Raw genomic sequence first — 24,650 nt, forward strand, 5'->3', positions numbered from 1 at the left:
GGTGGCGGCTCGCTGACGGCGCCCATCGAAAGTTCAGGCGGCGACGATCGGGCCTGCGGGCGTCGGTTCGGCGGGCTCCCCGTGCGCTGCGGTCAACAATGGGGCACACACCGCACATGCCTGCGGACCGATCACCGGATAGCCGCAACCCGGACACAAACCGAGCCGCCGCTCCCCTGCATTCGTCATCGGGTTCCCTTTCGCCGACGCACGCGTACCCCGTGCACGCACATTTCACGCCACGACCGTCAATAACTTCGCTTCGCGTCCGAGTCCTCGTTTTATGCACCTGTCCGGCACATATTCGGAGTGGCATCGGCGCGCCGGAGAGATTTTCGCACGGCGGGGACGCGAAAATACAAATGTGGTTGATGATGCGAATGCGGCCAGTGATGCAAACCCCGCTGATGGTGCGGATGTGGCGCAGACGACGCCGGTGACCACCGACCAGCAGTCCGCCGCGCCCAGCGACCCAGGGTTCGTCCCAGCCGCACAGGCGGAGGCTACGCCTTCTGGAAAGCGTTCCCGGCAATGGTCCATGCCGAAGAATCCGGTCACCCGCCACCATGTGGACAGCGCAGGCCGGCTGGTCCGCGGCGCGGGCACCACCCTGTTCATCGCCATCCGTGGGATAGCCGCAGGCTGCGCCGACCTGGCACGCATGACCAGTCGAGCGGTCGGCTCCGTGCCCGCGGCGCTGCGCGCCATGGCGGTGCTGGCCACCTCGATGCTGCTCGGCATCGTGGGATCGATCGCCTGGCAGGGCACGGCGGGTCTGCTGTGCTCGGTGGTGGTGATCCCGGTGTGTGCCATCGCACTCGGCGCACTCGGCCATCGCCGGTACGGCAACGGCCAGACCCTGGCCGAACACACCGCGCAGCCCGAGACGGCCCGCCCGGGCGCTACGTCCGAGAGCGATCTACAGCGCGCGATGGATTACGTCGACCACAAGCTCACGGTGGCACTGAACTCCTTCGGTGCCGAACGCCAGCAGGCGGCGATGATCGCCCTGTTCCAAGCCAAGACCGCCCTCGAGCTCACCCTCGGTACGGAGCAGAACGACACGACGCCCATCGACGCATTGCTGCTACCCGATGAGTCCGTGGTCCGGCCGCGCATCCGCCCGGGCGCCAAAACCGCTCTGCGGGAGAGCAGTTCATTGGCGGCCTCGTGAACGGCCAAGTCGCCCATATCGAGGATGACTACACACTGGTCATCAACCGTGGCGCCCAGGCCGGCGTGACGGCGGGCATGGTGTTCGCGGTCCGATCGGAGTTCGGCCAGGTGATCACAGACCCGGAGTCCGGGCGCGAATTGGGCCGTCTCACCCGGGAAGTGGTGCGCGTCAAAGTGTTCGACGTCCAGCCGCTCTTCGCGCGGGCCCACACTGTCGCGCGCACCGACGACGTGCATGGCCTGTTCCAGGCGACGGCCGTGGTCACCATCGACGTCGGTGACACCGTCGAACTGGTCCACGGCGAGGCCCGTCGCGCCGAGAGCGGCTAGCAAACCGGTCAGTCGAGACCGCGCGCGATCAACGCCTCGTTGAAGTCATCGGCGGCTTGTAACGCCCCCACGATGATCGGGACGAACACGATCCGCGGTGTGACCCGCAGGCCACGGGCGCGCCGCGCCTCGTCGACGCGGGCGATGATCTCGACGAGCAAGGGGATCGAGCGGATCGTCAGCGCGAGGGCCAAGGCCACCTGCCGAACCGGAAAACCGAACCGCGCCAGCGGCGCCATCGCCCGCATCGCCGCGTCGAGCATCGCCGTCGTCCGGGTGGTCAAAGTCACCATTGCCGCCGAGGCCACGGCGAGCAGCAACACCCCGCAGACCACCAGCGCCCGGTGCCAGTCGGTCAGCACGACCTGCAGAACGAAGATGAAGCCCACCACCCAGAGCACTTGGCGCAGTTGCACGATCAGCGACCGGACCGACAGTCGCGCCGAAACGGCAACCAGCAGCAGCGCGACGGTGGCCAAGGCCAGCCGGACCGGGGAATCCACGATGATGGTCATCACGATGATCACCGCGCCCAGCCCGACGAGTTTCCCCCCGGCCGGTAACCGGTGCAGCCACGATGTTCCCGGCCGGTAGTCCCCCAGCACGCTCACCCCATCAACCGCCGGTACACCGCGAGCGCGGCGGCGGGTTCGTCATCGGCCACCACCCTGCCCGCGTCGAGCACGATCACCCGATCGGCGTCCTCGACCAGATCCAGATCATGGGTGACGACGATCAACTGGGTGTCCAGGCCGGCGAAGGCGGTACGCAGCATGCGGGCATTGCGCAGATCCAACAACGTGGTCGGCTCATCGGCCACCACTACGGCCGGCTCGGTGACCAGCACGGTGGCCAGCGCCAACAATTGCTTCTGTCCGCCCGAGAGCAGGTGCGCGGGCTGGTCGGCATGCCCGGACAGCCCGAACCTCTCGAGCACTTCGGCCACCCGCTCCGCCTTGGCGGCTCGATCCAGCGGCAGGCGCGACAGCGAGAGTTCGACGTCCTCGCCCACGGTCGGCATCAAGATCTGCCGGTCGGGATCGGTGAACACGAACCCGACCAGTCGGCGCACCTGCTTGACAGAGCGCCTGGTGTCCAGACCGTGCACTCGCACCGCCCCGGCGTCGGGGATCACCAGCCCGTTGATCAACCGGGCCAACGTCGACTTACCGCTGCCGTTGGCTCCGACGATGCCGACGCGACGCTCGCCGATGGTCAGCGTGATGTCACGCAGCACCGTGCGCTCCCCGAAGGCGTGCGAGACGCCGTCGAGGATGATGGTCTCCTCGGTCACCCTGTGTCCGTACCCGTCTAGGCCCGCGCGGTCCGCCACGGGGTGATCAGCCCGGGACGCGCGCGATGGACCTGGGCGGCGACGACTCCGCACAACACCGCCTTGGCGATATCGCCGGGCACATAGATGCCGTTGGTGGACAGCGCGGCCCACCAGGACAGGTCGGTGCGCAGCATCAGACCAGCGGTGCCGAACAGGTAGATGACCGCCATCCCGCCGAGGATGTTGATGGCGATACCCCACAGCGTCCGATAGCGCGGCATCATCAGCGCGGTCAGCGCTCCGATCACGATGACGGCGGGCAGCCAGCCGACGAAGAATCCGGCCGTCGGCGAGGACAGTGACACCAGCCCGGTACGGCCACCGGCCAGGATCGGCAACCCTGCGATGGCCAGCACGGCGAACAACCCGACCGCCAACGCGCCCTTACGCGGGCCCAGGATCGATCCGGCCAACATCACACCGAGGGTCTGCAGCGTGATGGGCACACCCGAGGGGCCGATCGTCAGCGTGCCGGGCAGGCCGAGCGCGGCCAACAGACCTGCGAATACGGCGGCCTGGGTCAGGTCGGCGGACTCCATGCGTCCGAATCGGCGCGACCGGGAGATCTGTGCACTCACGGAGGAATTATGGTCGACACCACGAAGTGATTGACCACTCCCCCGACTGGGTACCGGTGATCTTGAAAACCGGGCGTGCCGGTCAGGCGGAGGAGACGCACATACATGCTCGATATCAGCCCGGTGACATGGGGCGTGACGATAGCGGTGATCATCGCCCTGCTCGCTGTCGATCTCTTGCTTGCCGCGCTGCGGCCGCATCGGGTCGGGTTCAAGGAAGCCACCGCCTGGTCGGTGTTCTACATCCTGGTGGCCGTGGCATTCGGGGTCTGGTTCGCCATGACCTACGGCGGTGACGCCGGCACCGAGTACTTCGCGGGCTACCTGGTCGAAAAGAGCCTTTCGGTGGACAACCTGTTCGTCTTCGTCATCATCATGACGACGTTCGCCGTCCCCGAGGAGCACCAACACAAGGTGCTGACCTTCGGCATCATCCTGGCGTTGATCATGCGCGCCATCTTCATCGCGCTCGGCGCGACGCTGCTGTCGCTGTTCTCGTTCATGTTCCTGGTGTTCGGCCTGCTGCTCATCTACACCGCCATCCAGCTGTTCCGGCATCGCGACGAGGATCCCGATGTCGAGAACAACTTCGTAGTCCGCGCGACGCGTCGATTCGTGCCGGTGACCGACGACTACGACGGCGGGAAGCTGTTCACCCGGGCCCAGGGCCGCCGGATGGCCACACCGATGCTGGCGGTCCTGATCGCGATCGGCAGTGTCGATCTGCTGTTCGCACTGGACTCGATCCCCGCGGTCTTCGGCATCACCAGCGAGGCCTATATCGTCTTCGCGGCCAACGCCTTCGCGCTGCTCGGGCTGCGCGCACTGTTCTTCCTCGTGAAAGGGTTGCTCGACCGGTTGGTCTACCTGTCCACGGGGTTGTCGATCATCCTGGCCTTCATCGGCGTGAAGCTCGTCCTGCACTGGGGCCATGTCGACATCAACCCAAGCATCCCGGAGATCGACACCTATGTGAGCCTCGCGGTGATCATCGTCATCCTCACGATCGTGACGGTCGCCAGCCTGATCAAGACACGCAAGGATCCCAGCGCGAAGGCGCATCCCGGCTCGCTGCGGGCCAGCCCCCATCGGCCGGAAGAGCGCACCGATGGCGCGTAGATTGAGCCCGTGAGCTCGCCGGTGACGACCTGGGCGCCGTTACGGTCGCCGGTCTTCCGGGCATTGTGGATCGCGCAGTTCGTCTCCAATCTCGGCACATGGATGCAGATGGTGGGTGCCCAGTGGATGCTGGTCGGCGACCCCCGGGCTGCCGTGCTCGTGCCGCTGGTACAGACCGCCACCACGCTGCCGGTCATGCTGCTGGCGCTGCCCTCCGGAGTGCTTGCCGATCTGATCGACCGGCGGCGGCTGCTCATCGCCACCCAGGGTGCGATGGCGTCAGCGGTCGCGTTGCTCGCGGTACTGACCGGCACAGGCTTGACCACCCCCACGGTCCTGCTGCTGTTGTTGTTCCTGATCGGGTGCGGTCAGGCGCTGACCATGCCGGCCTGGCAGGCCATCCAGCCCGATCTCGTTCCCGCAGCGCAGATCCCAGCGGCCGCGGCACTGGGCAGCATGAGCATGAACGGCGCTCGCGCCATCGGACCGGCGATCGCCGGGGCGCTGGTGTCGCTGTCGGGGCCCACCGTCGTGTTCGCTCTCAACGCAGTCTCCTTCGTGGGGACGGTGATCGTGTTGGTGCTCTGGCGCAAGCCCACCGCCGACCAGAGCTTCCCATCGGAACGCGCACTGGCGGCGCTGAGCGCCGGCGGACGATACATCCGAAGCTCCCCCATCGTGCGTCGGATCCTGCTGCGTACTGCACTGTTCATCGCCCCGGCCAGCGCATTGTGGGGCCTGCTGCCGGTGATCGCCGACCGCAAACTGGGATTGACGTCATCGGGATACGGGCTGCTGCTCGGTGCCCTCGGACTGGGTGCCGTGCTGGGCGCCGTGGGCCTGTCCCGCCTGCGGTCCCGGTTCGGCGAGAACACATTGCTGGCGTTGGCAGCCACCGGATTCGCCGCGGCGACGGCAATTCTGGCGCTGGTAGATGTGTTCGCCGTGGTGCTCGTGGCGCTGGTGTTCGGCGGGACCGCCTGGCTGCTGTGTCTGTCCACTCTCAATGCCTCGATGCAACTGAGCCTGCCCGGCTGGGTGCGAGCCCGCGGGTTGTCGGTGTATCAGCTGATCTTCATGGGTGGGCAGGCACTGGGGTCGATCCTGTGGGGTGTGCTGGCGGGCGCAGCCACGCCGGTGACAAGCCTGTTGGTCAGCGCAGGCCTGTTGGTCGGCTGCGCGGTCTCCACCCTGTGGTGGCCCCTGCACGCAAAGACCGGCAACATCGATCTGAGCCCGTCATCGCACTGGCCGGAGCCGTCGCTGGTGATCGAGCCTGAACCGCTCGACGGCCCGGTGCTGGTCATGACCGACTATCTGGTCCCCGCCCAAGATGAAGCGCAGTTCCTCGCGGCGATGGCGGTGCTGGGCAGGTCCCGGCAGCGCACCGGAGCGGCCAGGTGGCGGCTGTACCGCAGTGTCGAACGCGAGCACACCTTTGTGGAGACCTTCATCGTGCGGTCCTGGGGCGAGCACCTTCATCAGCATCACACCCGCCAGACCGGACAGGATCTGGTGATAGAGCAGAACGTCGAACGGTACGCGCAGGGAAAGCCGGTGTCGCATCACCTGATTGCCGTGCCGCCGCAGCGCTGACGTGTCCGACACCAGCCGCACGCACTTTGTCGGCCGCTCAGTCCGATGCAGCGAGCTCCTCCAGCCGCTGACCGACCCGTGTCAGCGCGTCGCCGAAGACGTCGACCTTCTCATTGCGCTTCTCGTTGGCCTGCGCGGCCGCACCGCGGCCACCTTCGGCCTCCACTCGTGCCGCACCCTGCCTGCGGAGCAGGCTGAAGTTCTTCTCGCGGGCGGCGCGCAACCGGCTCTGCAACTCCTTGAGGGCCTTCTCGTCCATCCGGTTCAGCGCCTCAGGATGGCTCTCGCCGATCAGTGACTCTTCTTGAGGGGTCAGGTTCACGTGGTGATTGCTCATCCATTGATTCATAGCCTGCGTGTGCCGGCGCGGTAGCCGAATCGAGAGATACCGGATGGCGCGCAGGACAAATCACGGCGACGCAATCGCGTCACCGCATCATGCCGCCCTCCCACCGGCACGCACTACGGCACAGGCGTCCTCGAATCGTGCCCACTCCTGCGACGTCGGCCGTGACCCTTGTCCGGCTACCGCCGCCGGACTGATCTCAGGAATCGGCAGATTCGCATCAGCCAGCAGTTCGGCAAGGTGCGCGACCTGGCCCGCCGGGCTGTCCGCGTCACTCTGGAAGACCCTTTTCCTGAGCCACGATTGCGCCTCGGCGAGGCCGGAGGCGATATCGACCTCAGGGGCGGTGATCTGACCGCCACACCGCCGCAGTTGTTCTTCGTAACGGTCCTCCCAGAACTCGGTACGCCAGCCGGGCCACCGTTGCGGCAACCATCGGAGCAATCCCGGCGCGGGACGGGTCATCCACACCCCGAGCGTCTTGTTCGGCACGTTGACATACACCCCGCTCTCCGGAATCGCCCCCAGCTGCAAGGCCCGTTCACCGGGCCCGGGCAAGTTGTCGACCAGGTCCGGACCGAGCCACGCCGCGCTACTACCCCACCACAGCGGCCACGCGCGCACCCGACCGATGCGGTCGATGACGGTGACGAGATGATGCAACCGCGCAGTGTCCTCGGCCAGGGTCAGCTCGGGTTCGGATGGCATGTCGCGCAACGACGCCTGTGCCCCCACATATGCCGCGATCTCCGCAGTCGCACCGTACGCCCACGAGATCGTGTAACCCGGCCAGAGCAGAACGAGAACCTCGAACATGGCCCTGCGTTCGTTCACGGTCGTCATGAGCTCCTCACCGAAGAACAGCAGCCGGTGTTCGGTGAGGTCGAGCAGCAGGCCCCCATCCGCCCACAGCTCGTCGGTCCAGAAATCACTGATCTGTTGTGACCGTATGTAGCGCGTCGCCATCTCCGGTCCGGCCAAGAGCGCATCGAGCATGCGACAGCCCGCCCAGTGCGCGTACCGCAGCTGCCATCCGTCGTGGTCCACCAACACGATGTTGGCTCTGTTCCCCATGATGCCCCCCCTACCCCGATGGGCGCCGCCACGCTGGCTGCGCGCTTTGTCTGCACTATGCGCGCGGCCCCCGACAAGTACGCCACAAGCACGCGATCGCGGAATAATCCCGTCGGTGGCGAGGTAGTGTGCCCCATGACGTCAACATTCCCGCTGGGCACGTTCACCGTGAAGCGCATCGGATTCGGCGCCATGCAGTTGCCCGGACCCGGCGTCATGGGCCCGCCGCGTGACCATGGACAGGCCATCGCCGTATTGCAGCGGGCCGTCGAGTTGGGCGTGGACCATATCGACACCGCGCAGTTCTACGGACCCGATGTCGCCAACGAACTCATCCGCGAGGCACTACACCCCTATCCCGAAAACCTCGCGCTGGTCAGCAAGGTCGGCGCGCGCCGCAACGAACGAGGTGAATGGCTGTCCGCGCAGCAACCCGACGAACTGCGCGCCGATATCGAGACGAACCTGGAAACCCTGGGTGTCGATCGCCTCGCAGCGGTGAATCTGCGGATCCATTCCGGTGATCCCAACAGTGTGGGTCCGGTGGACAGGGAGCTGTTCGATCGCCAGCTGACCGCAATGATCGCCGCGCGCGACGAAGGTTTGATCGCCGGGATCGGACTGTCCAGCGTCTCGGTCGAGCACCTCCGAATTGCGCTGGACCGCACCGATATCGTCACCGTGCAGAACGCCTACAACCTGGTCGACCGCTCCTCTCAGCCGGTGCTCGATCTGTGTGTCGAGAACGGCATCTCCTTCGTCCCGTTCTTTCCATTGGGCTCCGGTTTCACCACCGACAATCCGGTCTTGGGTAATCCCTCGGTGCAGAAGGCGGCCGCCGACCTCGGCCGCACCCCCGCCCAGATCGCGCTGGCGTGGACGCTGTCGGTCGCACCCAACGTGTTGTTGATCCCCGGTACTTCGTCGGTGGCACATCTGGAAGAGAACGTCGCCATCGCCGACCTCGAACTGCCCGCCGACTTCGCACCCTGACGCCTAGTGTGACCTCGACAGCACCTTCGGGATGAGGCCCGGCCAGAAGGGAACCACATGCGGGCCAACACGCAACCGTCCGACGGCCGCACGCACGAACCCGTGTTGCTCAGCGAGTTGCTGGGCCGCGACGTGTGTGACGAGTTGGGCCGATCCGTCGGTCGCCTCCGCGATCTGTGCGTCCCTTTCACCGGGCTCCGGGAGCCGGCACCGGTGACCCGCTTGGTCGTCACCCGACACCACGGCGCAGCACTGATCGTCCCGTCGTCGGCGGTCCTGTCCTGGCACGCTCATCGACTCGTACTGGACATTGCTGCGAGTGCCACCGCGCCGCCACCGGCAAGCGCGGAGATCTGGTTGCACCGCGATGTACTGGATACCCAGGTCCTCGATGTCGTCGGTCGCCGAATAGCCAGGGTCTCCGACGTTCTCTTGCTGCGGCGGAGCACGACACTGCAGGCGATCGGCGTCGACGTCGGATTCGCCGGTGTGTTGCGAAGATTGGGGCTGGCAAGGCTCACCGCGCACGCGCCGCACGACACCGTGACGTGGGCCGATCTGCACCCGACCTCAGACCGTGGCCACGCGATCGCGCTGTCGACCCCGCGGGCCGCTGTCCACCGCCTCGACGCTGACGGATTGGCCGAGTTGATCGGCCGGCTGGACGTGTCTGCGGCCGCCGAGGTGGTCGCAGGCTACCCCGCTACGGTAGCCGCGTCAGCGGTCCGGATGAATCCCGACACCGGCGAGCGAGTGCTGCGGGCACTGCCGGACCGCGATGTCGAACGCATCGTCACCGCAATGCCGTCCGTCCACGCGGCGCAGTGGCGCGCTCGCCTGCAGCGCACACCGCACCTGCTCGGCCGCCACATGTTGCGCTCACGGGTATGGCCGCGGCGCCGGGCACGGCGGCAGCGATGACGGCCGGCCCCCGTCGCAAACTCACCGTCGCCGCATTGATCGCCGTGATCGGCCCCGGCTTGCTGGCTGGTCTGTCCGACGATGATCCCGCTGGTATCACCACGTACTCGGTACTCGGCGCTCAGTTCGGCTACCAGCTGCTGTGGGTGCTGTTGCTGTCCACCATCGCACTCGTCATGTTCCACGGGCTGGCGGCACGGATGGGTGTCGTCACGGGCCAGGGACTCATCGGTTTGGTGCGCCAGCGCTACGGCGTGCGCGTCGGCGGCGCCACGCTGGCGACCCTTGTGGTCGCCAACATCGGAACCACATGCGCCGAATTCGCGGGCATCGCGGCGGGTTCGGAACTGTTCGGCATCAGTCGTCAGGTCAGCGTGCCTGCGGCGGCGGTCATCGTCTCACTCCTGGTGCTGCGTGGCAGCTTTCATCGCGTCGAGCATGTGTTGTTGCTGTTGTCGACGGTCTTTCTCGCCTACATCGCCTCGGGCATTCTGGCCGAACCGGATTGGGGTGCTGCCGCCCGCGGACTCGTGGTGCCGTCGATGCCCGCCACGGGCGCCGCGCTGGCCATCGTGACGGCCACCGTCGGCACCACGCTGGCGCCGTGGGGTCTGTCGTTCATCCAGTCCTATGCGGTCGACAAGAAACTACGCACCGACGATCTCCCCTTGGAGCGGGTGGACGTCGTCACCGGGGCCGTGCTGACGGGAGTGATCGGATTCTTCGTCGTGGTGGCGTGCGCGGCGACACTGCACGAGAACGGACTACAGATCACCGATGCCGCCGATGCCTCTCGGGCTTTGGAGCCGTTGGCCGGCGGTGCCGCGGCCACCCTGTTCGCCATCGGGCTGATAGGCGCCGCGCTGCTGGCAGCCTCGGTCCTGCCGCTGTCGACCGCGTACTCGGTATGCGAGTACGCGGGCACGGAGGGGGCGGTGGACGACTCGTTCAGGGAGGCACGGACGTTCTATGTGACATTCGGGGCCGTCACCGTCGCCGGGGCAGCCGCCGTGTTGTTACCCGGGGTGCCCCTGGTCACCATTCTGGTCGCCACCCAGATCCTCAATGCCGTACTGCTGCTGCCGATCCTGATCGCGATGATCGGTATTGCGCGCGACCGGAATCTGATGGGCACGTTTGCCGTCGGCCGGGGCGGCACCGCCGTCTATGCACTCACCACCTTGGTGATCGCCGCCTGTGTCATCGCGCTGGCGATCACCACCATTCTCGGTTGACCGTTCCCGCGTGGACATATATTGACAGTTGCACTCTCACAATTTAGCGTGGAACCGGCCTCGCCCCCACTGCCGCAATCGCCATGGAGACAACGTGATCCAACACCACCCCCGATACGGACTCATCGATGCCGACTACGCGGCCCGACTCAGTGGTGCGGCACCTGAGTCCGGAAAACCATGCTGGATGGTCAATCTGATGAAGTACCGCGCCGTCGCAGACTATGGCGACGGACTCGGCGGCACCATCTCCGGACGCGAGGCCGACGATCTGTACGCACCCATGGATACGTTGGCCGCGATCGGCGCCGAGTTGTGCCTGCTGGCCGATGTCGAAACCCAACTCCTCGGCGATGCGCCGACGTGGGATCGAATCGCCGTCGTGCGCTACCCGACCGGGCGATCGTTCATCGACATGCAGTCACGCCCCGATTTCCAGGCCGCACACGTCCACAAAGAAGCCGGGATGGATCAGACCATCGTCCTCGGCTGCGATCCGCTGCCCTACCCCACGATTCCGCACGGACTGCAACAGCCCGACTGGAAGGATGTTCCCGAACCCCCCAGCGCACAAGATGGGCCGGTGATGATCGTGCACGTGCTGCGCTTCAACGATCCGGAATCCGCACGCACCACACCCGATGCGATGCAGGCGTATCAGAGCGCCGCCGCCGGCGTCGCACTGTCCCATGGCGCTCGCGTGGCGGGCTGGTTCGGCGTCGACGGCACCATCGTCGGCGACGGCCGTCTATGGCACCAGGTTCGATTCAATCTTTTCCCGAGCCTGCGGGCTTTCATGGCGGTCGCCGCCGACCCGGCGCGGCTACAGGCACAGCAGACGCACCGCGAGGCCGCCATCGCCGACACATACACGATGATCACCCGGCCCGTCGTCAACACCCTGGCCGCTGCACTGCACGCATGAGGAACCAGGGCGGTTCAGGCGGTCAGCAATCGCAGGAGCGCGCTGGTCCACCCGCGTCGAATCTGAGCCGGCGTGCGGCGGTGACCTTCGGTCAACTCAGACCACGCCTCGAACGAGGTCAGGGTGGCGATGGTGCCGATCAATTCCGCCCGCGCCGCGGCGCCGAGTTCGTCCAGTTCGGCGGCGAAGTGGGTGCCGATATCGGTCGCCGTCATCGCGCGATGCCGATGCAAGATCGCACCCAGGGCAGCCACCTTCGAGGCGCGGTGGCGCACCATTCGAGCCATCGGCGCGGTCACGGAGTACTGCTGGTGACGGCTGTCGACGAAGCGTTTGATCCTGGCGTCCAAGGCGCCTGCGCCGATGTCCGGAATCTGCAGCAGGTGGGCGAATCGCTGGTAGTAGCGGCGAGTGGTTTCGTCACGCAGCTCGTCGAGGGTGTCGAAGTATCGAAACACCGAGGCGGTCGAAACGCCCGCCCGCTCGGCAACCTGCTCCACCGTCGGCGGTGAAAACCCTTCCAACACAAGGTCGATGGTCGCCTCCACCACAGCTGCCCGGCCACGTTCGCGCCGCGCGCGGCGACCGTCGACCGGTTCGGCAGGCTCCGGAGGTGTCTGATTCATCGACCACGAGATTAGCACCACCTCAATATATTGACAGTTGAACTATCAACACATAGCGTCACGGAAGAGAGGGGGTTGCCATGTCGCAACCGGACGATCATTTCAGTGGCACCATCGGGGCCACCATCGCCGAATCGGTACCGGATTTCCATGAACCACCGCACCCGCGGGATGGTGCACCCAACATCGTGGTGATCGTGCTCGACGACACCGGCTTCGCCCAGCTGGGTTGCTACGGCTCCGATATCGACACCGCGAACATCGATCAACTCGCCGGCGATGGCCTGCAGTTCACCAACTTCCACGTGACACCGTTGTGTTCACCGACCCGCGCCGCCCTACTGACCGGCCGGTCCCAACACGCCGTGGGCATGCGCACGGTCTCCAACTTCCGTACCGGGTTTCCACACCAACTCGGACACATCACCGACCGCGCCGCCACCATCGCCGAAGTGCTGCACACGGCCGGCTACGCCACCTTTGCGGCCGGCAAATGGCATCTGGCGCCCATGGAACAGTGCTCGGCGGCGGGCCCGTTCGACCAGTGGCCGCTGGCACGCGGATTCGATCGGTTCTACGGTTTTCTCGACGGTGAGACCGACCAGTTCAGCCCCGAACTGGTCTGCGACAACCATATGGTCGAGCCCCCCGCACCACCGGAGGACGGCTACCACCTCAGCGAAGATCTGGTGGACCGGCTGCTGGCGATGATCACGGACAGCACCAGCGTGCGGCCCGACCGACCGTTCTTCGCCTACCTGCCCTTCGGAGCCGCGCACGCCCCGCACCAGGCACCGGCCGATTATCTGCACAAGTACCGCGGCGCCTTCGACGAGGGCTGGGATATCGTCCGTGAACGGGTCTACCGACGCCAACTCCGCACCGGGCTGATACCCGCGGGTACCGCACTGGCACCGCGCAATCCGGGCGTGGCGGCCTGGGATACCCTGCCCCCGGATCAGCAGCGCCTGGCGTGCCGCCTGCAGGAGGCGTTCGCCGCCTTCCTGGACCATACCGACGATCAGATCGGCCGCTTCGTCGACGGGCTGCGCCGACTCGGCGTATGGGACGACACCGTGCTCATCCTGATGTCGGACAACGGGGCCTCCCAGGAGGGCGGGCCGATCGGGGTTCTGCACGAGATGAAGTTCTTCAACGGCATCCTGGAGGACCCCGCCGAGGCGGTGACACGACTGGACGATATCGGCGGACCACACAGCCATACCAACTATCCGTGGGGCTGGGCACAGTGCGGAAACGCACCGTTCAAGTGGTACAAGCAGAACACCCACGAGGGCGGCGTGCACGTCCCCATGGTGGTGCACTGGCCGGCCGGTATCGCCGAGGACCACCGCGGTAGCCGGCGCGACCAATTCGTCAACGTCAGCGATATCGCCCCGACACTGTACGAGATCGCCGGGGTCACACCACCGCAGATCTACCGCGGGATAGCGCAACTGCCGGTCACCGGCCACTCGTTCGCCGGTCTGCTGAACGACGCCGACGCGCCCGCCACCAACACCGTCCAGTATTTCGAGATGGCCGGTAGCCGTGCGCTCGTCGCCGGCCACTGGAAGGCGGTGTGCAAGCACATCCCTGGCGCGGACTATGACACCGAGCAGTGGGAGCTCTACGACCTGTCCCGGGACATGTCCGAGTGTGACGACCTGGCCGCAGCCGAACCCGAACGGCTGAGGGAGCTGATCACCCTGTGGTGGCTGGAGGCCGACCGGCACGGCGTGCTGCCACTCGACGATCGGGGTATCGAGCTGTTCGCCCCACGGTTTCGACAGCGCTCCCCGCACCCCGTCGAAGGCCGCTACATCTATCGGCCGCCGTGCTCGCCGATACCGCCGCAGGCCTTCGCCCCCATCGGGGGCACCAGCTTCTACGTGTCGGCTCGTGTCACCCGCGCCGACGGTCAAGACGGCGTGCTGTGGGCCACCGGCACGGAGAATTCGGGCATTGCGGCTTTTGTGCAGAACGATCATCTGGTGGTGGACTACAACGCCTTTGGCGAACACACCGTACTCACCTCGACCCGGCCGCTACCTGCCGGTGATGCGGTTCTGACCGTCAGGTTCCGGCGTGGAGATCACCGCGGCGGCACAGTCGATATCGAGATCGATACCACGCCGGCGGGCCACGTCGACCTGCCGCTGTACATGCTGATGATCTCCTCCGTCGGATCGAGCATCGGATACGACCACGGATCTGCGGTCTCGGATCGCTATCGATCGCCCTTTGCCTTCCGGGGAACGCTGCACGAGATCACCGTCGACCTGGTCTCACCCCCGCCCACGGAATCCGATGCCGTCGCCTCAAGAGCGGCGATGGCACGCCAGTAGACCCGACCCGCCATCCCGGAAAGAGCGACACTATGGATATCGTCCGCACCCCCGACCAGCAGTTCGCCCACCTACCCGGCTACGATTTCGCGCCGCACTACGTCGAAATACCGAGTGGCAGCGGACAATCGCTGCGTGTGCACTATCTCGACGAAGGTCCGGTCGACGCCGATCCGATCTTGCTGATGCACGGAGAACCGTCGTGGAGCTATCTGTACCGGCACATGATCGGCCCGCTCGTGACAGCCGGCCACCGGGTCGTGGCGCCCGATCTGGTCGGATTCGGCCGCAGCGACAAACCCACGGCGACCGGGGACTACACCTATGCGCGACATATCGGCTGGATGTCGGCGCTGCTGTTCGACATGCTCGACCTGCGCAACATCACATTCTTCGGCCAGGACTGGGGTGGGCTGATCGGACTACGCCTAATGACCGCTCAACCCGAGAGATTCGATCGGGTGATCGTGGCCAACACCGGCCTGCCGACCGGTGAGTTCCCGCTCGGTGAGGCGTTCGCCGCCTGGCAGAAGTTCTCCCAAGAGGTCCCCGACCTTCCCGTCGGTGCCATCATCAACGGTGGCTGCACCACCGATCTGCCCGCCGAGGTCATCGCCGCCTATGACGCACCGTTCCCCGACGACTCGTTCAAGGCAGGTGCCCGGGTCTTCCCCACCCTGGTACCGACGAGTACAGATGACCCCGAATCGGCTGCCAACATCGACGCGTGGTCGGTCCTGTCCACCTTCGACAAGCCACTGCTCACCTGCTTCAGCGACCAAGATCCCATCACCCGCGGTGGCGATCAACTCTTCCAGGCCAAGGTGCCGGGAGCGCATGGACAACCGCATACCACCATCACCGGCGGCGGACACTTTCTGCAGGAGGACCGGGGTCCCGAACTCGCCGCGCTGATCAACGAATTCATCGCTGCCACGCCCTCGTCGAGCCCATCCAGTTCCCACGGTGTCCGTTGATCCCTCGACGTCGGACACCATCCCGCCTCACCGTATCCCTCTAAGGGGGTAGAAAGAGCTCACCAAGGACAGCTGCCTGTAGTTCACGCGCGGTGTTTACATGGGTGACACCCGTCACACCGCGAGAACTGGAGCTTTCTGACATGGGCTTTTTCACCGACCCCGCCGAATTGGACACCTATATCGGCGGCGTCTTCCGCGACGCACTCGACCATCCCGAATCGGGCCCGAAGCTCAAGGGCGCCAACATCATCATGCGGGTCATCTACACCGATCCCGATTGTGAGATGACGATGGTCTTCCGCCCGGACAGCAAGGTCATCTTCGGCCCCTGTGACGAGAAGGCCGATGTCACCCTGTTGATGCGCGGCGACACCGGCGACCAGTTCTGGCGGGGTGAGTACAACCTCGCGATCGGGTTGGCCAAGGGGCAGGTGAAGGCCAAGGGCCCGGTCAACAAGATCCTGAAGCTGGTCCCGCTGACCAAGCCGCTGTTCCCGATGTACCGCGAGAAGGTCGCCGTCAAGGACGCCCAGGCCGGTACGCATGCCTGACACCATGCGCGCGGTGATCCTGCGCGCGCCGTACCGGGTGGAGGTCGCGGAGATCCCGATACCCGAGATCACCAGCCCCACAGATATTTTGGTCCGAGTCGAACGAACCGCCATCTGCGGTACCGATCTGCACCCCTACGAGGGCCGACTGGAATTGGAGCCCGATATCGTACTGGGCCACGAGTTCCTGGGCACCGTCGTCGCGGCGGGTTCGGCAGTCGGCCGGTTCGCCGAGGGCGATCGGGTGGTCAGCTCGTGTGTGGTCAGCTGCGGAGCCTGCCATCAGTGCCGCCGCCACCAGCCGGGAAACTGCGCGGGCTCACGGATCTTCGGCCTCGGACTGGCCCTGGGAGACCTGGCGGGCGGACAGGCCGACTACGTGGTGGTGCCCAATGCCGACAGCACCGCGCGAGCCATCCCGGATACGGGCTCTGCGTGTGATGACGACTTCCTCTTCGCCGGTGACATCATGACCACCGGATACGAGGCGGTCGCCCGGGCCATCACCCCTGGTGACACCGTCGCCGTGGTGGGCGCAGGCCCGGTGGGCCTGTGTGCGGCCATGGCTGCCGACATCCTGGGCGCCGCACAGGTGATCGTCATCGACAAGGTCGCGGCCCGGCTCAAGGAGGCGGCCAATCTCGGTGCTGTGGCTGTAGACGCCTCCGAAGACGACCCTGCCGATGCGGTGCTCGATCTGACCGACTGGCGCGGCGCCGACGTCGTCGTCGACGCCGTCGGCCACGAATCGGCCTTGTTGTCCTCGATTGCGCTGGTGCGGGCGGGCGGCACGTTGTCCATCCCGGGTGTGTACAACGAGGATGCGATCACATTGCCCTTCGGCGAGCTCTACCTCAAGGGTGTGACACTGCAGATGGGCGTCTCGCATATCACCGAGTACATGGACGAGGTGATCGCGTTGAACTGTGCGGGCAAGCTACGGCCGAGTTCGATCGTCTCCCACCAGATGGGGCTGTCCTCCGCGGCCGAGGCCTACCGGATGTTCGAGGCACGGGAGGCCACCAAGATCGTCCTGGATCCGAGGATCTGATATGACAAGCATTGCCCTCCAACATCATTCGATGCTCATCGGTGGTCGCGATGTCGACACCGAGAACCACCGCGACATCGTGGATCCCAGCACCGGCGACACCGTCGCCACGGTCGCACACGGCAGTGCCGGCCACGTCGACGACGCCGTGGCCGCCGCGCGCGCGACGTTCGAGTCCGGGGTATGGCGGCACCGCACCCCCCAGGAGCGCGCCGCCGTCATGCGCCGCATCGTCGCGGCGGCCAATGATGCCGCCGAGGAGCTCGTCGAGCTGGAGCTGAGCGCCAACGGCGCAACGGTGCGACAAGCCACTGGATTCCACATCGGTTACGCTCTGGCTCATTTCAGCTATTTCGCCGATCTGGCTGAAACCTACGCCTGGCAGCGTCCCGCGCCGATCACCTCGTTCCCGGCCCTCGGCCAGGCCGTCGTGCACCGCGAGCCCATCGGTGTCGTGGGGGCCATCGCGCCGTGGAACTTTCCGCTGTTACTGACGCTGTGGAAGGTCGGGCCTGCGCTGGCCGCCGGCAACAGCGTCGTCGTCAAACCCGACGAGCACACGCCGCTGTCGATCCTGGCGTTCGCGCGCATCGCGGAGGCCAACGGATTGCCGCCAGGAGTGCTCAATGTCGTCACTGGTGACGGACCGGACGCCGGCGCGCGGTTGGCCGGCCATCCCGACGTCGGGAAGATCGCGTTCACCGGTTCCACCGCGGTGGGCCGTGAGATCATGCGACTGGCCGCGGGCACCGTCAAGCAGGTCACCCTCGAACTCGGGGGCAAAGGACCCTCGATCGTGCTGGACGACGCCGACCTGGATCTCGCAGTCGACGGTGTGCTCTACGGATGCTTCGTCTACTCCGGACAGATCTGCGAATCCGGTACCCGCGCTTTGGTTCCGGCATCGCTGCACGACGAGTTCGTCACCCGGTTGGTGGCCAGGGCCGCAACCATCACCATGGGTCCGACCCGTGACTGGGATACCGATATGGGCCCAGTGATCAATGCCAGACAACAGAACCGCATTGTGGACCACATCCGGGCAGCGGATGCCGAGGGAGCCGTTGTCGCACTGGGGGGCGAGGCGCTGGACCAACCGGGATTCTGGGTGACACCGACCATCCTCACCGGCGTGCGAAACGATATGCGGATCGCCCGAGAAGAAGTATTCGGCCCGGTGCTGGTGGTCATTCCCTACGCCGACGAGGACGAGGCCGCGGCCATCGCCAACGACTCGGAATATGGTCTGGCGGCCAGTATCTGGAGTTCGGATAACACCAGGGCGCTGGAGCTGGCCGAGCGTATCGCCTGCGGCAGCGTATGGATCAACGACGCCCACCAGATCAACTGTCAGGTGCCCTTCGGCGGATACAAACAGAGCGGATTGGGCCGCGAACTCGGGCCCGATGCGTTGGATGCCTACACCGAGACCAAGACCGTTCACCTCGATCTGTCCGGGGGCCGGCCGCCGAAACCCTATGACATCTTGCTCAGCCACGCCGACGACGGAGAAAACTCATGAGCACTTTGGACAACGAATTGTTCAGCGCCGATCTATCATTCGATGACGACGACGATACGGTCGACGTTCCGCCCACCAATGACGTCGCGGCCACCAGGGTCTATGACCCGATCAATGTCTCGACCGACGCGTTCTGGGATCTGGACCTGCCCGACCGCGAACCGATCTTCGCGGAGCTGCGTGTGCACCGCCCGGTGAGCTGGCAACCGCCCATCGAGACCGCGGTCTCCCCCGATCCCGATGATCCCGGTTATTGGGCGGTGGTGCGGCATGCCGATATCGTCGAGATCAGCCAGAACAGTGACGTGTTCGTGTCCCGGTACGGCGTCATGTTCGACATGCTGCCGCCGGTGTTCCTGGAGATGGCAATGTCCTTTCTCGCAATGGACAATCCGCAGCACCACAAGATCCGGCGACTGGTCAGCTCGGTGTTCACGCCCCGCCAGATCCGGCGCATCGAGGGCGATATCGCCTCGCGCGCGCAACGCATCGTTGCCACAGCGGTGGACAAGGGTCGCGCGGGCGAAGCGGTCGACTTCGTGGCCGACATCGCCCGACACCTGCCCACCGAGATGTTCGGCGACATGTTCGGATTCCCCGAGGACATGCGGGTCGATGTGGTGCACGCAGCCGATGAAACGCAGGCGTGGGCCGACCCGGTCCTGCTGGCCGGTCGAGATCCCGCCGAGGTTCAGATCGAGGCCGCCCTGCGTATTCACGATATGACCCAGGAGTTGATCGACGAGCGCCGAGCCTCACCCCAGGAGGATCTGCTGTCGGCCCTGGTGAGCGCCGAGGTCGACGGCGAGAAGCTCTCCGATTTCGAGATCGGCGCCACCATGGTGCTGTTCTCGGTGGCCGCCAATGACACCACCCGGCACACATCGAGCTTGGCGGCCAAGGCGCTCAACGATTTTCCGCAGCAACGCGCCTTTCTGTGGGAGGACTTCGACGGCCGGATCAACCCGGCCATCGAAGAGTTCCTGCGGTGGGGTTCGGTGGTGCAGAACTTCCGTCGAACCTGCGTGAGTCCGTACGAACTCGGCGGTCAGCAGATCCTGCCGGGCGACAAGGTGGTCATGATGTACGCGTCGGGCAACCGCGACGAGTCCGTGTTCACCGATCCGACCGTTTTCGATCTCGGTCGGGGCGCCAACCCGCATATGGCGTTCGGCGGGGGCGGGATCCACTACTGTCTGGGCAGCCAGCTCGCCAAGGTCATGCTTCGCTCGCTGTTCCGCGAGCTCTACACCCAGGCGCCCGACTTCAGCACCGGCGTACCGGAACTGGTGCGAACCAACTTCATCAGGGGTGTGCTGAGCATGCCATTCGACCCGGGCAAGCCGGCATGAGCGGCTGGCGGGTGCTCATCGACACCGATCAGTGCTCGGGGATCGGCATGTGCGAGGCGCTGGCACCCGACGTGTTCGAGGTGGGCGACGACGGGCGGGTGCACGCTCAGCGCGACGACTTCGCCGACGGCCTGCGTGATCAGGTCGAGGAGGCGGCGCGCAATTGTCCGACGCAGTCGCTGCGGGTGCAGACCGTCTGATCACCCAGCGTGGGACTGGTAGAGCATGGCGACGGCCTCCACCCGGTTCTCGGCGCCGAGTTTGCGCAGGATGTGTTTGACGTGTTGTTTGACCGTGCCTTCGGAGATGAACAGCTTGGCGGCGATCGCGGCGTTGGTGCGACCGCTGGCCATCTGTTCGAGAATTTCGCCTTCGCGCGAGGTGAGCAGTCCGCGCACCGACCGAAGTCCCTGGCGCACCGGTGCGGACGATTCCTCGTCACGACCGATCGGAGCCAGCGCATAGTCACCGACACCGATCGCGGCCTCGGTACAGTCGCGGGCTGCCGATTGCAGTGCCGCGCTCACCGAATGCAGTCGCTCGGCGGCCCGCGCACGGCTGAACGCCAGCGCCAGCCCGTGTGCGTAGGCGGTGAGCACCTCGCAGTCGGCGTCGTCGGCGTCGCGGCGCTGTCGGTAGCGGTCGGCATGGATCAGCGCCACGACCCGGTCGCCGGCCATGACGGGAGCGGCAACATAGGAATCGCAGCGCGAGGCATCGGCAATGGGCCGGTGGACGCGGGAGTCGTGCTGCACGTCGGTGACCAGACGGGCCTCTCGACGGCGCACGATCTCGGTCTCGAAGAGGCCGCGCACCAGAGGTTGGGACTGCTCTTGGCCGACCCGGTTGATCTCGGCCGCCCAGTCCGGTTCGTCGGGGATGTGCACCGAGTGTGAGACCCAGACCCCGTCGACGATGCGGGAGAAGATGGCCCTGTCGAATCCGAGCCCGGTGACCAGTTGGGGGGCCAGATCCATCAGCTCGGTGACGGTGCACGGCGCGGCGTCGAGCCGGGCGAGCGCATCGCCGAGCCCACGTGTCCGATCCCTGGCCTGCGCCACTGCGGCGTCGGCACCCGCCAGGGTGCGCAGCGCGGCGAGCACCGCGACAGCCTCGTTGTCGCCGTCGAGCGCATCGGCCAATGCGGACCAGGCATCGGCAAGCACCCGCTGCGCCACCTGCGGCGATACACCGGCGGGACCGGCGGCATCGACCCCGGCGGCGGTGCTCACCGACCGCAGCTCGTCGAGCACCGCGTGCAACCGGCCATCGCGTTCCACGTGTGACCCATCCCGTTTCGCGCCGCTATTGTGAGGCACCACACAAGCGTAGACGACCGTTTCCCGGGCGCCGCCACTGGTCGCGCTAACCGTATCAATGATACGGTCAAGCGGTGTCCGAGGGTTTCCGCGTCACTCACCTGTCCTATGTGGTTCTGGGTGTGACCGCAGTCCGGGGTCCTACCACCTCGTATCAACTCAAGCAGTACGTTGCCGAGTCCATCGCCTATCTATGGCCGCTACAACACGCGACGCTGTACCGCGAGCCACGTCGACTGGAAGCTGCCGGACTGCTGCGGTCCGAGACCGAAGACGGTGGGCGCAAGCGTCAGTTCTTCACGATCACCGACAAAGGCCTTGACTGCCTTCGCGATTGGCTTCGAGACCCTACGACATCGCTACCGGCCGAACTGCATGACGAAGCGCTTCTCAAACTGCATTTCGGTGAGCTCGTCGACCCGTCGAGCATGCGCGAGCTCGCCGAGAACCAGATCGTCGAACGTAAAGCACGGCTGGCCTATTACGCGGATCTGGAGCGGCGATACCAGGATCGGCCCGATCTCGGCTATCCGCTGGCGACGTTGAAGGCCGGCCAGATGATCGAGAAGGCCTCCATCGCGTTCTGGCGCGAGATCGCGGAAACCGCTGACGAACTGGCGCCGTCGTGTCCCGGGTCGGCGCCGCCGCCCCCGCTGTCCCCCATCGTCCACACCGAACGAAAGTGATTGCCAGATGACCCTTCCCGATATTCTCCGCAATAATCTCGCACTGCCCGTCGTGGCGTCGCCACTGTTCATCTGCTCGGGCCCGGAGCTGGTGATCGCCCAGTGCAGCGCCGGCGTGGTGGGCTCCTTCCCCGCCCTCAACGCGCGCCCGGCACCCGCGCTGCGCGAGTGGCTCGAGCAGATCTCGACCACGTTGGAGCGCCGCCGGCATGACCATCCCGAACTGGTGACGGCGCCGTACGCCGTGAACCAGATCGTGCACAAATCCAACGAGCGCCTGGAAGAGGACGTGCAGGCGTGCGTCGATTTCAAGGTGCCGATCGTGATCACCTCATTGGGAGCCCGAGCCGACGTCAACGACGCCATCCACTCCTATGGCGGCATCGTTCTGCACGATGTCATCAACGACACCTTCGCCCGCAAGGCGGTCGACAAGGGTGCCGACGGATTGATCGCCGTGGCCGCCGGAGCAGGTGGGCACGCCGGCACCATCTCACCGTTCGCACTCGTACAGGAGATTCGGGCCTGGTTCGACGGACCGCTGCTGCTTTCCGGCGCCATCGGTCACGGCCGCTCCATCCTCGCGGCACAGGCCGCCGGTGCCGATCTGGCCTATATCGGATCGGCGTTCCTGGCGACCACCGAGGCGCGCAACGAGCCCGCCTACAAGGAGATGATCACCACGAGCGGCGCCAGTGACATCGTGTATTCGAATCTGTTCACGGGTGTGCACGGCAACTACCTGCGCGGTTCGATCGAGGCGGCCGGGCTGGACCCACAGAATCTCCCGCAGTCGGACCCGTCGGCAATGGACTTCGGCTCGGGCGGCAACACCGATGCCAAGGCGTGGAAGGACATCTGGGGCGCTGGCCAGGGTATCGGCCCGATTCGTGAGGTCACGACCACGGCGCAGTTGGTGGAACGCCTGGGCCGCGAGTACAGCGAGGCGCGCAGCAGGCTGCTGACCGAAAGCGTCGCTCCCGCAGGCGTGTGAGGACCGGTCGAGTGTTCGGGTGGTGATCAGTTCACCGCCCGCACACCCGATCGAACTCAGTCCTCGGTGGTGAGCCGCAGCAGCGCAGCGAATTCCGTGCGCAGGTCCTCGACGAGGTCCGCCGCATCGGGCACGGCATCGGCATCGCCGACGACGCCGATGTCCATACCGTCGCGGTAACTCACCACGGTGATGTTCAAGGCAATCCCGTCGAAGATCAGACTCAGCGGGTAATGCGCGAGCAGCGGCGCGCCCAGCAGGGTGAGCCCGTCGCTCGGCCCCGGCACGTTGGACATGATCAAGTTGACCGGCGGGCGCACCAACGGCGAGCAGATGACGTCCATCAGGCCGCGCGCCGCCATCTGGAACATCGGCGTGGGGATGATGTCGTTGACATCGGCCATCAGACTCGGCGGTATCTGTGCGGTGCGGTCTTTGGCACGTTTCATGACATCGCTGACAAACGTGACGCGGTCACGCCGATTGCCCAGATGAGTCGGCAGCGGGGCGATGATCGAGGTGATGGCATTGCCGTACCGCCGGTGCTCGGGGTGGCGGACAGACACCGGAATGTAGGCCAGCAGCGGCACCTCGGGAAGTTCGTCGTTGGCCAGCAATCGGTTTCGTAACGCGCCGGCACAGGCGGCCAGCACCACGTCGTTGACGGTGACGCCGAGGTGCCGTTTGACGGTCTTGACGTCCTCCAGCGATACACTGGCGAAGCCGTTTGACCGGGTGCCCGACAACCGGCTGTTGAAGCGAGTACGCGGGGCGTGCACCGCGTACGGGGAACCATCACGGCGAATCAGCCGCGCGAGTTCCTGTACGCCGGGCAACGACCTCAGCACCGGGCTCTGGTCAAGGTGGGCAAGGCTTCCAGCGATATTGCGCACCTTCTGCACCGCACCTACCGGTGTCTCGAGCATTGCCCGTGCAGCCAGGCCGAGCCTGCTCACCGCACCGGACGACTCGCCCTGCGCCGCGGGCGGTGTCCCCAACGAGGTTGCGTCGTCGACCAACACCCCGAAAACCTCTTTGGCGCTGATACCGTCCACCACACCGTGATGCAGCGTGAAGGCCACCGCGGTGCGCCCGGGTAACCCGTGGAACACGGTGACCCGCCAAAGCGGCTTGCCGCGGTCCAGCGGCACCTTGAGGTCGTCGCTGACGGCGGCTCGCAGGCCCTGCTCGTCACTGATGTCCAACTCGACCTCGCGCACGTGGTCGGCCGGATCCACGGTCACCGTCTCGAAAACCGGGTGGTCCAACCCGAATGGCACGGTGACCACTTGCCAGCGTAACGGCGGATAGTGCTCGATACGTTCCCGAATACGCTGCGCGACAGTGCCAGCGGTGATCGGCCGTGCATCGTCCGACGTGTCGTAGATCGACAGCCCGCAATAGTGCGATTCCGCGCCCGCACGCTCGGCAGCGAAAAACTGCGCATCCAAACTTGAGAGTCGTCGCATTTCAATCCCACCCCTCGGATGGCCCTGTCAACATCCGCCGCGTCATCGTTGGTCGCCCCTTCTCACCCCGAGATGATTTGAATCAACGTTAGAAGATGATCGTGAAATTCGCACGGCGTGTGA

The 24,650-nt window shown here is 65.8% G+C and carries 26 protein-coding genes; 17 read left to right on the forward strand and 9 right to left on the reverse strand.

Features of this window, described 5'->3' with window-relative positions; translation table 11 throughout:
- Positions 1–33 precede the first annotated feature (33 nt).
- Positions 34–189 carry a hypothetical protein gene (locus PGN27_RS03145; protein WP_335324784.1) on the reverse strand — a complete coding sequence of 52 codons (156 nt, stop codon included), beginning with the start codon at positions 187–189 and terminating at the stop codon, positions 34–36.
- A gap of 229 nt (positions 190–418) precedes the next feature.
- Between PGN27_RS03145 and PGN27_RS03150 the strand changes: the two genes are divergently transcribed.
- On the forward strand, positions 419–1,174 hold the full coding sequence (locus tag PGN27_RS03150) for a hypothetical protein (RefSeq protein WP_335324785.1): 756 nt from the start codon (positions 419–421) through the stop codon (positions 1,172–1,174).
- Positions 1,171–1,506, forward strand: coding sequence for a hypothetical protein (locus tag PGN27_RS03155; protein ID WP_335324786.1), 336 nt, complete (start codon positions 1,171–1,173; stop codon positions 1,504–1,506). The genes PGN27_RS03150 and PGN27_RS03155 overlap by 4 nt, the downstream gene beginning before the upstream one ends.
- Positions 1,507–1,514: 8 nt before the next feature.
- Here PGN27_RS03155 and PGN27_RS03160 read toward each other — a convergent pair whose 3' ends face one another.
- The 3 genes from PGN27_RS03160 to PGN27_RS03170 are packed head-to-tail and all read right to left on the reverse strand — an operon-like array spanning position 1,515 to position 3,381.
- Positions 1,515–2,117, reverse strand: a complete 603-nt coding sequence (locus tag PGN27_RS03160; protein ID WP_335324787.1) for an energy-coupling factor transporter transmembrane component T family protein — start codon at positions 2,115–2,117, stop codon at positions 1,515–1,517.
- Complete coding sequence (locus PGN27_RS03165; protein WP_335324788.1) at positions 2,114–2,800, reverse strand: energy-coupling factor ABC transporter ATP-binding protein; 687 nt, start codon at positions 2,798–2,800, stop codon at positions 2,114–2,116. The genes PGN27_RS03160 and PGN27_RS03165 overlap by 4 nt, the downstream gene beginning before the upstream one ends.
- Positions 2,801–2,817: 17 nt before the next feature.
- A complete protein-coding gene (locus PGN27_RS03170; protein ID WP_335325211.1) occupies positions 2,818–3,381 on the reverse strand; it encodes a biotin transporter BioY in 564 nt (187 codons plus the stop codon).
- 144 nt (positions 3,382–3,525) lie between these two features.
- Between PGN27_RS03170 and PGN27_RS03175 the strand changes: the two genes are divergently transcribed.
- Both PGN27_RS03175 and PGN27_RS03180 read left to right on the forward strand, forming a co-directional pair.
- A complete protein-coding gene (locus PGN27_RS03175) occupies positions 3,526–4,539 on the forward strand; it encodes a TerC family protein (RefSeq protein WP_335324789.1) in 1,014 nt (337 codons plus the stop codon).
- Positions 4,540–4,548: 9 nt separating this feature from the next.
- Positions 4,549–6,135, forward strand: coding sequence for an MFS transporter (locus tag PGN27_RS03180; RefSeq protein WP_335324790.1), 1,587 nt, complete (start codon positions 4,549–4,551; stop codon positions 6,133–6,135).
- 37 nt (positions 6,136–6,172) lie between these two features.
- Here PGN27_RS03180 and PGN27_RS03185 read toward each other — a convergent pair whose 3' ends face one another.
- Positions 6,173–6,472 carry a hypothetical protein gene (locus PGN27_RS03185; RefSeq protein ID WP_335324791.1) on the reverse strand — a complete coding sequence of 100 codons (300 nt, stop codon included), beginning with the start codon at positions 6,470–6,472 and terminating at the stop codon, positions 6,173–6,175.
- 99 nt (positions 6,473–6,571) lie between these two features.
- Positions 6,572–7,555 carry a hypothetical protein gene (locus tag PGN27_RS03190; RefSeq protein ID WP_335324792.1) on the reverse strand — a complete coding sequence of 328 codons (984 nt, stop codon included), beginning with the start codon at positions 7,553–7,555 and terminating at the stop codon, positions 6,572–6,574.
- Between the two features lie 135 nt (positions 7,556–7,690).
- Here PGN27_RS03190 and PGN27_RS03195 point away from each other — a divergent pair, with 135 nt between their 5' ends.
- From PGN27_RS03195 to PGN27_RS03210, 4 genes are all read left to right on the forward strand, one after another.
- On the forward strand, positions 7,691–8,548 hold the full coding sequence (locus PGN27_RS03195) for an oxidoreductase (protein ID WP_335324793.1): 858 nt from the start codon (positions 7,691–7,693) through the stop codon (positions 8,546–8,548).
- Between the two features lie 57 nt (positions 8,549–8,605).
- On the forward strand, positions 8,606–9,469 hold the full coding sequence (locus PGN27_RS03200) for a magnesium transporter (RefSeq protein WP_335324794.1): 864 nt from the start codon (positions 8,606–8,608) through the stop codon (positions 9,467–9,469).
- A complete protein-coding gene (locus tag PGN27_RS03205; RefSeq protein WP_335324795.1) occupies positions 9,436–10,704 on the forward strand; it encodes an NRAMP family divalent metal transporter in 1,269 nt (422 codons plus the stop codon). Before PGN27_RS03200 ends, PGN27_RS03205 begins: the two co-directional genes overlap by 34 nt.
- A 94-nt stretch (positions 10,705–10,798) precedes the next feature.
- On the forward strand, positions 10,799–11,629 hold the full coding sequence (locus tag PGN27_RS03210; protein ID WP_335324796.1) for a DUF1330 domain-containing protein: 831 nt from the start codon (positions 10,799–10,801) through the stop codon (positions 11,627–11,629).
- Between the two features lie 14 nt (positions 11,630–11,643).
- On the opposite strand, the gene PGN27_RS03215 is transcribed toward PGN27_RS03210, so the two are convergent.
- Positions 11,644–12,255, reverse strand: a complete 612-nt coding sequence (locus tag PGN27_RS03215) for a TetR/AcrR family transcriptional regulator (protein ID WP_335324797.1) — start codon at positions 12,253–12,255, stop codon at positions 11,644–11,646.
- Positions 12,256–12,335: 80 nt separating this feature from the next.
- Between PGN27_RS03215 and PGN27_RS03220 the strand changes: the two genes are divergently transcribed.
- The 7 genes from PGN27_RS03220 (at position 12,336) to PGN27_RS03250 (ending at position 20,259) form a co-directional block, all read left to right on the forward strand.
- The gene (locus PGN27_RS03220) at positions 12,336–14,603 is read left to right on the forward strand and encodes an arylsulfatase (RefSeq protein ID WP_335324798.1); all 2,268 of its coding nucleotides are present in this window, start codon (positions 12,336–12,338) and stop codon (positions 14,601–14,603) included.
- A 32-nt stretch (positions 14,604–14,635) separates the two neighbouring features.
- Entirely contained in the window at positions 14,636–15,580 is a 945-nt protein-coding gene (locus PGN27_RS03225; protein WP_335324799.1) for a haloalkane dehalogenase, read from the forward strand.
- Between the two features lie 143 nt (positions 15,581–15,723).
- Complete coding sequence (locus PGN27_RS03230; RefSeq protein ID WP_335324800.1) at positions 15,724–16,134, forward strand: hypothetical protein; 411 nt, start codon at positions 15,724–15,726, stop codon at positions 16,132–16,134.
- Positions 16,127–17,185, forward strand: coding sequence for an alcohol dehydrogenase catalytic domain-containing protein (locus PGN27_RS03235; protein WP_335324801.1), 1,059 nt, complete (start codon positions 16,127–16,129; stop codon positions 17,183–17,185). Before PGN27_RS03230 ends, PGN27_RS03235 begins: the two co-directional genes overlap by 8 nt.
- Position 17,186: 1 nt before the next feature.
- Positions 17,187–18,707, forward strand: coding sequence for an aldehyde dehydrogenase family protein (locus PGN27_RS03240; protein ID WP_335324802.1), 1,521 nt, complete (start codon positions 17,187–17,189; stop codon positions 18,705–18,707).
- Positions 18,704–20,059: a cytochrome P450 gene (locus tag PGN27_RS03245; RefSeq protein WP_335324803.1), complete on the forward strand. Its 1,356-nt coding sequence runs from the start codon at positions 18,704–18,706 to the stop codon at positions 20,057–20,059. Before PGN27_RS03240 ends, PGN27_RS03245 begins: the two co-directional genes overlap by 4 nt.
- Positions 20,056–20,259, forward strand: coding sequence for a ferredoxin (locus tag PGN27_RS03250; protein WP_335324804.1), 204 nt, complete (start codon positions 20,056–20,058; stop codon positions 20,257–20,259). The genes PGN27_RS03245 and PGN27_RS03250 overlap by 4 nt, the downstream gene beginning before the upstream one ends.
- Here the strand turns inward: PGN27_RS03250 and PGN27_RS03255 are convergent, their stop codons facing one another.
- Positions 20,260–21,339: a LuxR C-terminal-related transcriptional regulator gene (locus PGN27_RS03255; protein ID WP_335324805.1), complete on the reverse strand. Its 1,080-nt coding sequence runs from the start codon at positions 21,337–21,339 to the stop codon at positions 20,260–20,262.
- A gap of 113 nt (positions 21,340–21,452) precedes the next feature.
- Here PGN27_RS03255 and PGN27_RS03260 point away from each other — a divergent pair, with 113 nt between their 5' ends.
- Positions 21,453–22,064 (forward strand): PadR family transcriptional regulator, encoded by a 612-nt coding sequence (locus tag PGN27_RS03260; RefSeq protein WP_335324806.1) that lies wholly within the window; start codon positions 21,453–21,455, stop codon positions 22,062–22,064.
- Between the two features lie 7 nt (positions 22,065–22,071).
- Positions 22,072–23,058, forward strand: coding sequence for an NAD(P)H-dependent flavin oxidoreductase (locus PGN27_RS03265; protein WP_335324807.1), 987 nt, complete (start codon positions 22,072–22,074; stop codon positions 23,056–23,058).
- A gap of 56 nt (positions 23,059–23,114) precedes the next feature.
- Here the strand turns inward: PGN27_RS03265 and PGN27_RS03270 are convergent, their stop codons facing one another.
- Positions 23,115–24,527, reverse strand: a complete 1,413-nt coding sequence (locus tag PGN27_RS03270; protein WP_335324808.1) for a wax ester/triacylglycerol synthase family O-acyltransferase — start codon at positions 24,525–24,527, stop codon at positions 23,115–23,117.
- Positions 24,528–24,650: the final 123 nt, after the last annotated feature.

The organism is Mycolicibacterium neoaurum (assembly GCF_036946495.1).
Lineage (GTDB): Bacteria > Actinomycetota > Actinomycetes > Mycobacteriales > Mycobacteriaceae > Mycobacterium > Mycobacterium neoaurum_B.

Coding starts and splice junctions, on each gene's coding strand:
- PGN27_RS03145 (WP_335324784.1), bottom strand. CDS start 189: ATGACGAATGCAGGGGAGCGGCGGCTCGGTTTGTGTCCGGGTTGCGGC.
- PGN27_RS03170 (WP_335325211.1), bottom strand. CDS start 3,381: ATGGAGTCCGCCGACCTGACCCAGGCCGCCGTATTCGCAGGTCTGTTG.
- PGN27_RS03175 (WP_335324789.1), top strand. CDS start 3,526: ATGCTCGATATCAGCCCGGTGACATGGGGCGTGACGATAGCGGTGATC.
- PGN27_RS03185 (WP_335324791.1), bottom strand. CDS start 6,472: ATGAGCAATCACCACGTGAACCTGACCCCTCAAGAAGAGTCACTGATC.
- PGN27_RS03190 (WP_335324792.1), bottom strand. CDS start 7,555: ATGGGGAACAGAGCCAACATCGTGTTGGTGGACCACGACGGATGGCAG.
- PGN27_RS03195 (WP_335324793.1), top strand. CDS start 7,691: ATGACGTCAACATTCCCGCTGGGCACGTTCACCGTGAAGCGCATCGGA.
- PGN27_RS03200 (WP_335324794.1), top strand. CDS start 8,606: ATGCGGGCCAACACGCAACCGTCCGACGGCCGCACGCACGAACCCGTG.
- PGN27_RS03205 (WP_335324795.1), top strand. CDS start 9,436: ATGGCCGCGGCGCCGGGCACGGCGGCAGCGATGACGGCCGGCCCCCGT.
- PGN27_RS03215 (WP_335324797.1), bottom strand. CDS start 12,255: ATGAATCAGACACCTCCGGAGCCTGCCGAACCGGTCGACGGTCGCCGC.
- PGN27_RS03220 (WP_335324798.1), top strand. CDS start 12,336: ATGTCGCAACCGGACGATCATTTCAGTGGCACCATCGGGGCCACCATC.
- PGN27_RS03225 (WP_335324799.1), top strand. CDS start 14,636: ATGGATATCGTCCGCACCCCCGACCAGCAGTTCGCCCACCTACCCGGC.
- PGN27_RS03230 (WP_335324800.1), top strand. CDS start 15,724: ATGGGCTTTTTCACCGACCCCGCCGAATTGGACACCTATATCGGCGGC.
- PGN27_RS03235 (WP_335324801.1), top strand. CDS start 16,127: ATGCCTGACACCATGCGCGCGGTGATCCTGCGCGCGCCGTACCGGGTG.
- PGN27_RS03240 (WP_335324802.1), top strand. CDS start 17,187: ATGACAAGCATTGCCCTCCAACATCATTCGATGCTCATCGGTGGTCGC.
- PGN27_RS03245 (WP_335324803.1), top strand. CDS start 18,704: ATGAGCACTTTGGACAACGAATTGTTCAGCGCCGATCTATCATTCGAT.
- PGN27_RS03250 (WP_335324804.1), top strand. CDS start 20,056: ATGAGCGGCTGGCGGGTGCTCATCGACACCGATCAGTGCTCGGGGATC.
- PGN27_RS03265 (WP_335324807.1), top strand. CDS start 22,072: ATGACCCTTCCCGATATTCTCCGCAATAATCTCGCACTGCCCGTCGTG.
- PGN27_RS03270 (WP_335324808.1), bottom strand. CDS start 24,527: ATGCGACGACTCTCAAGTTTGGATGCGCAGTTTTTCGCTGCCGAGCGT.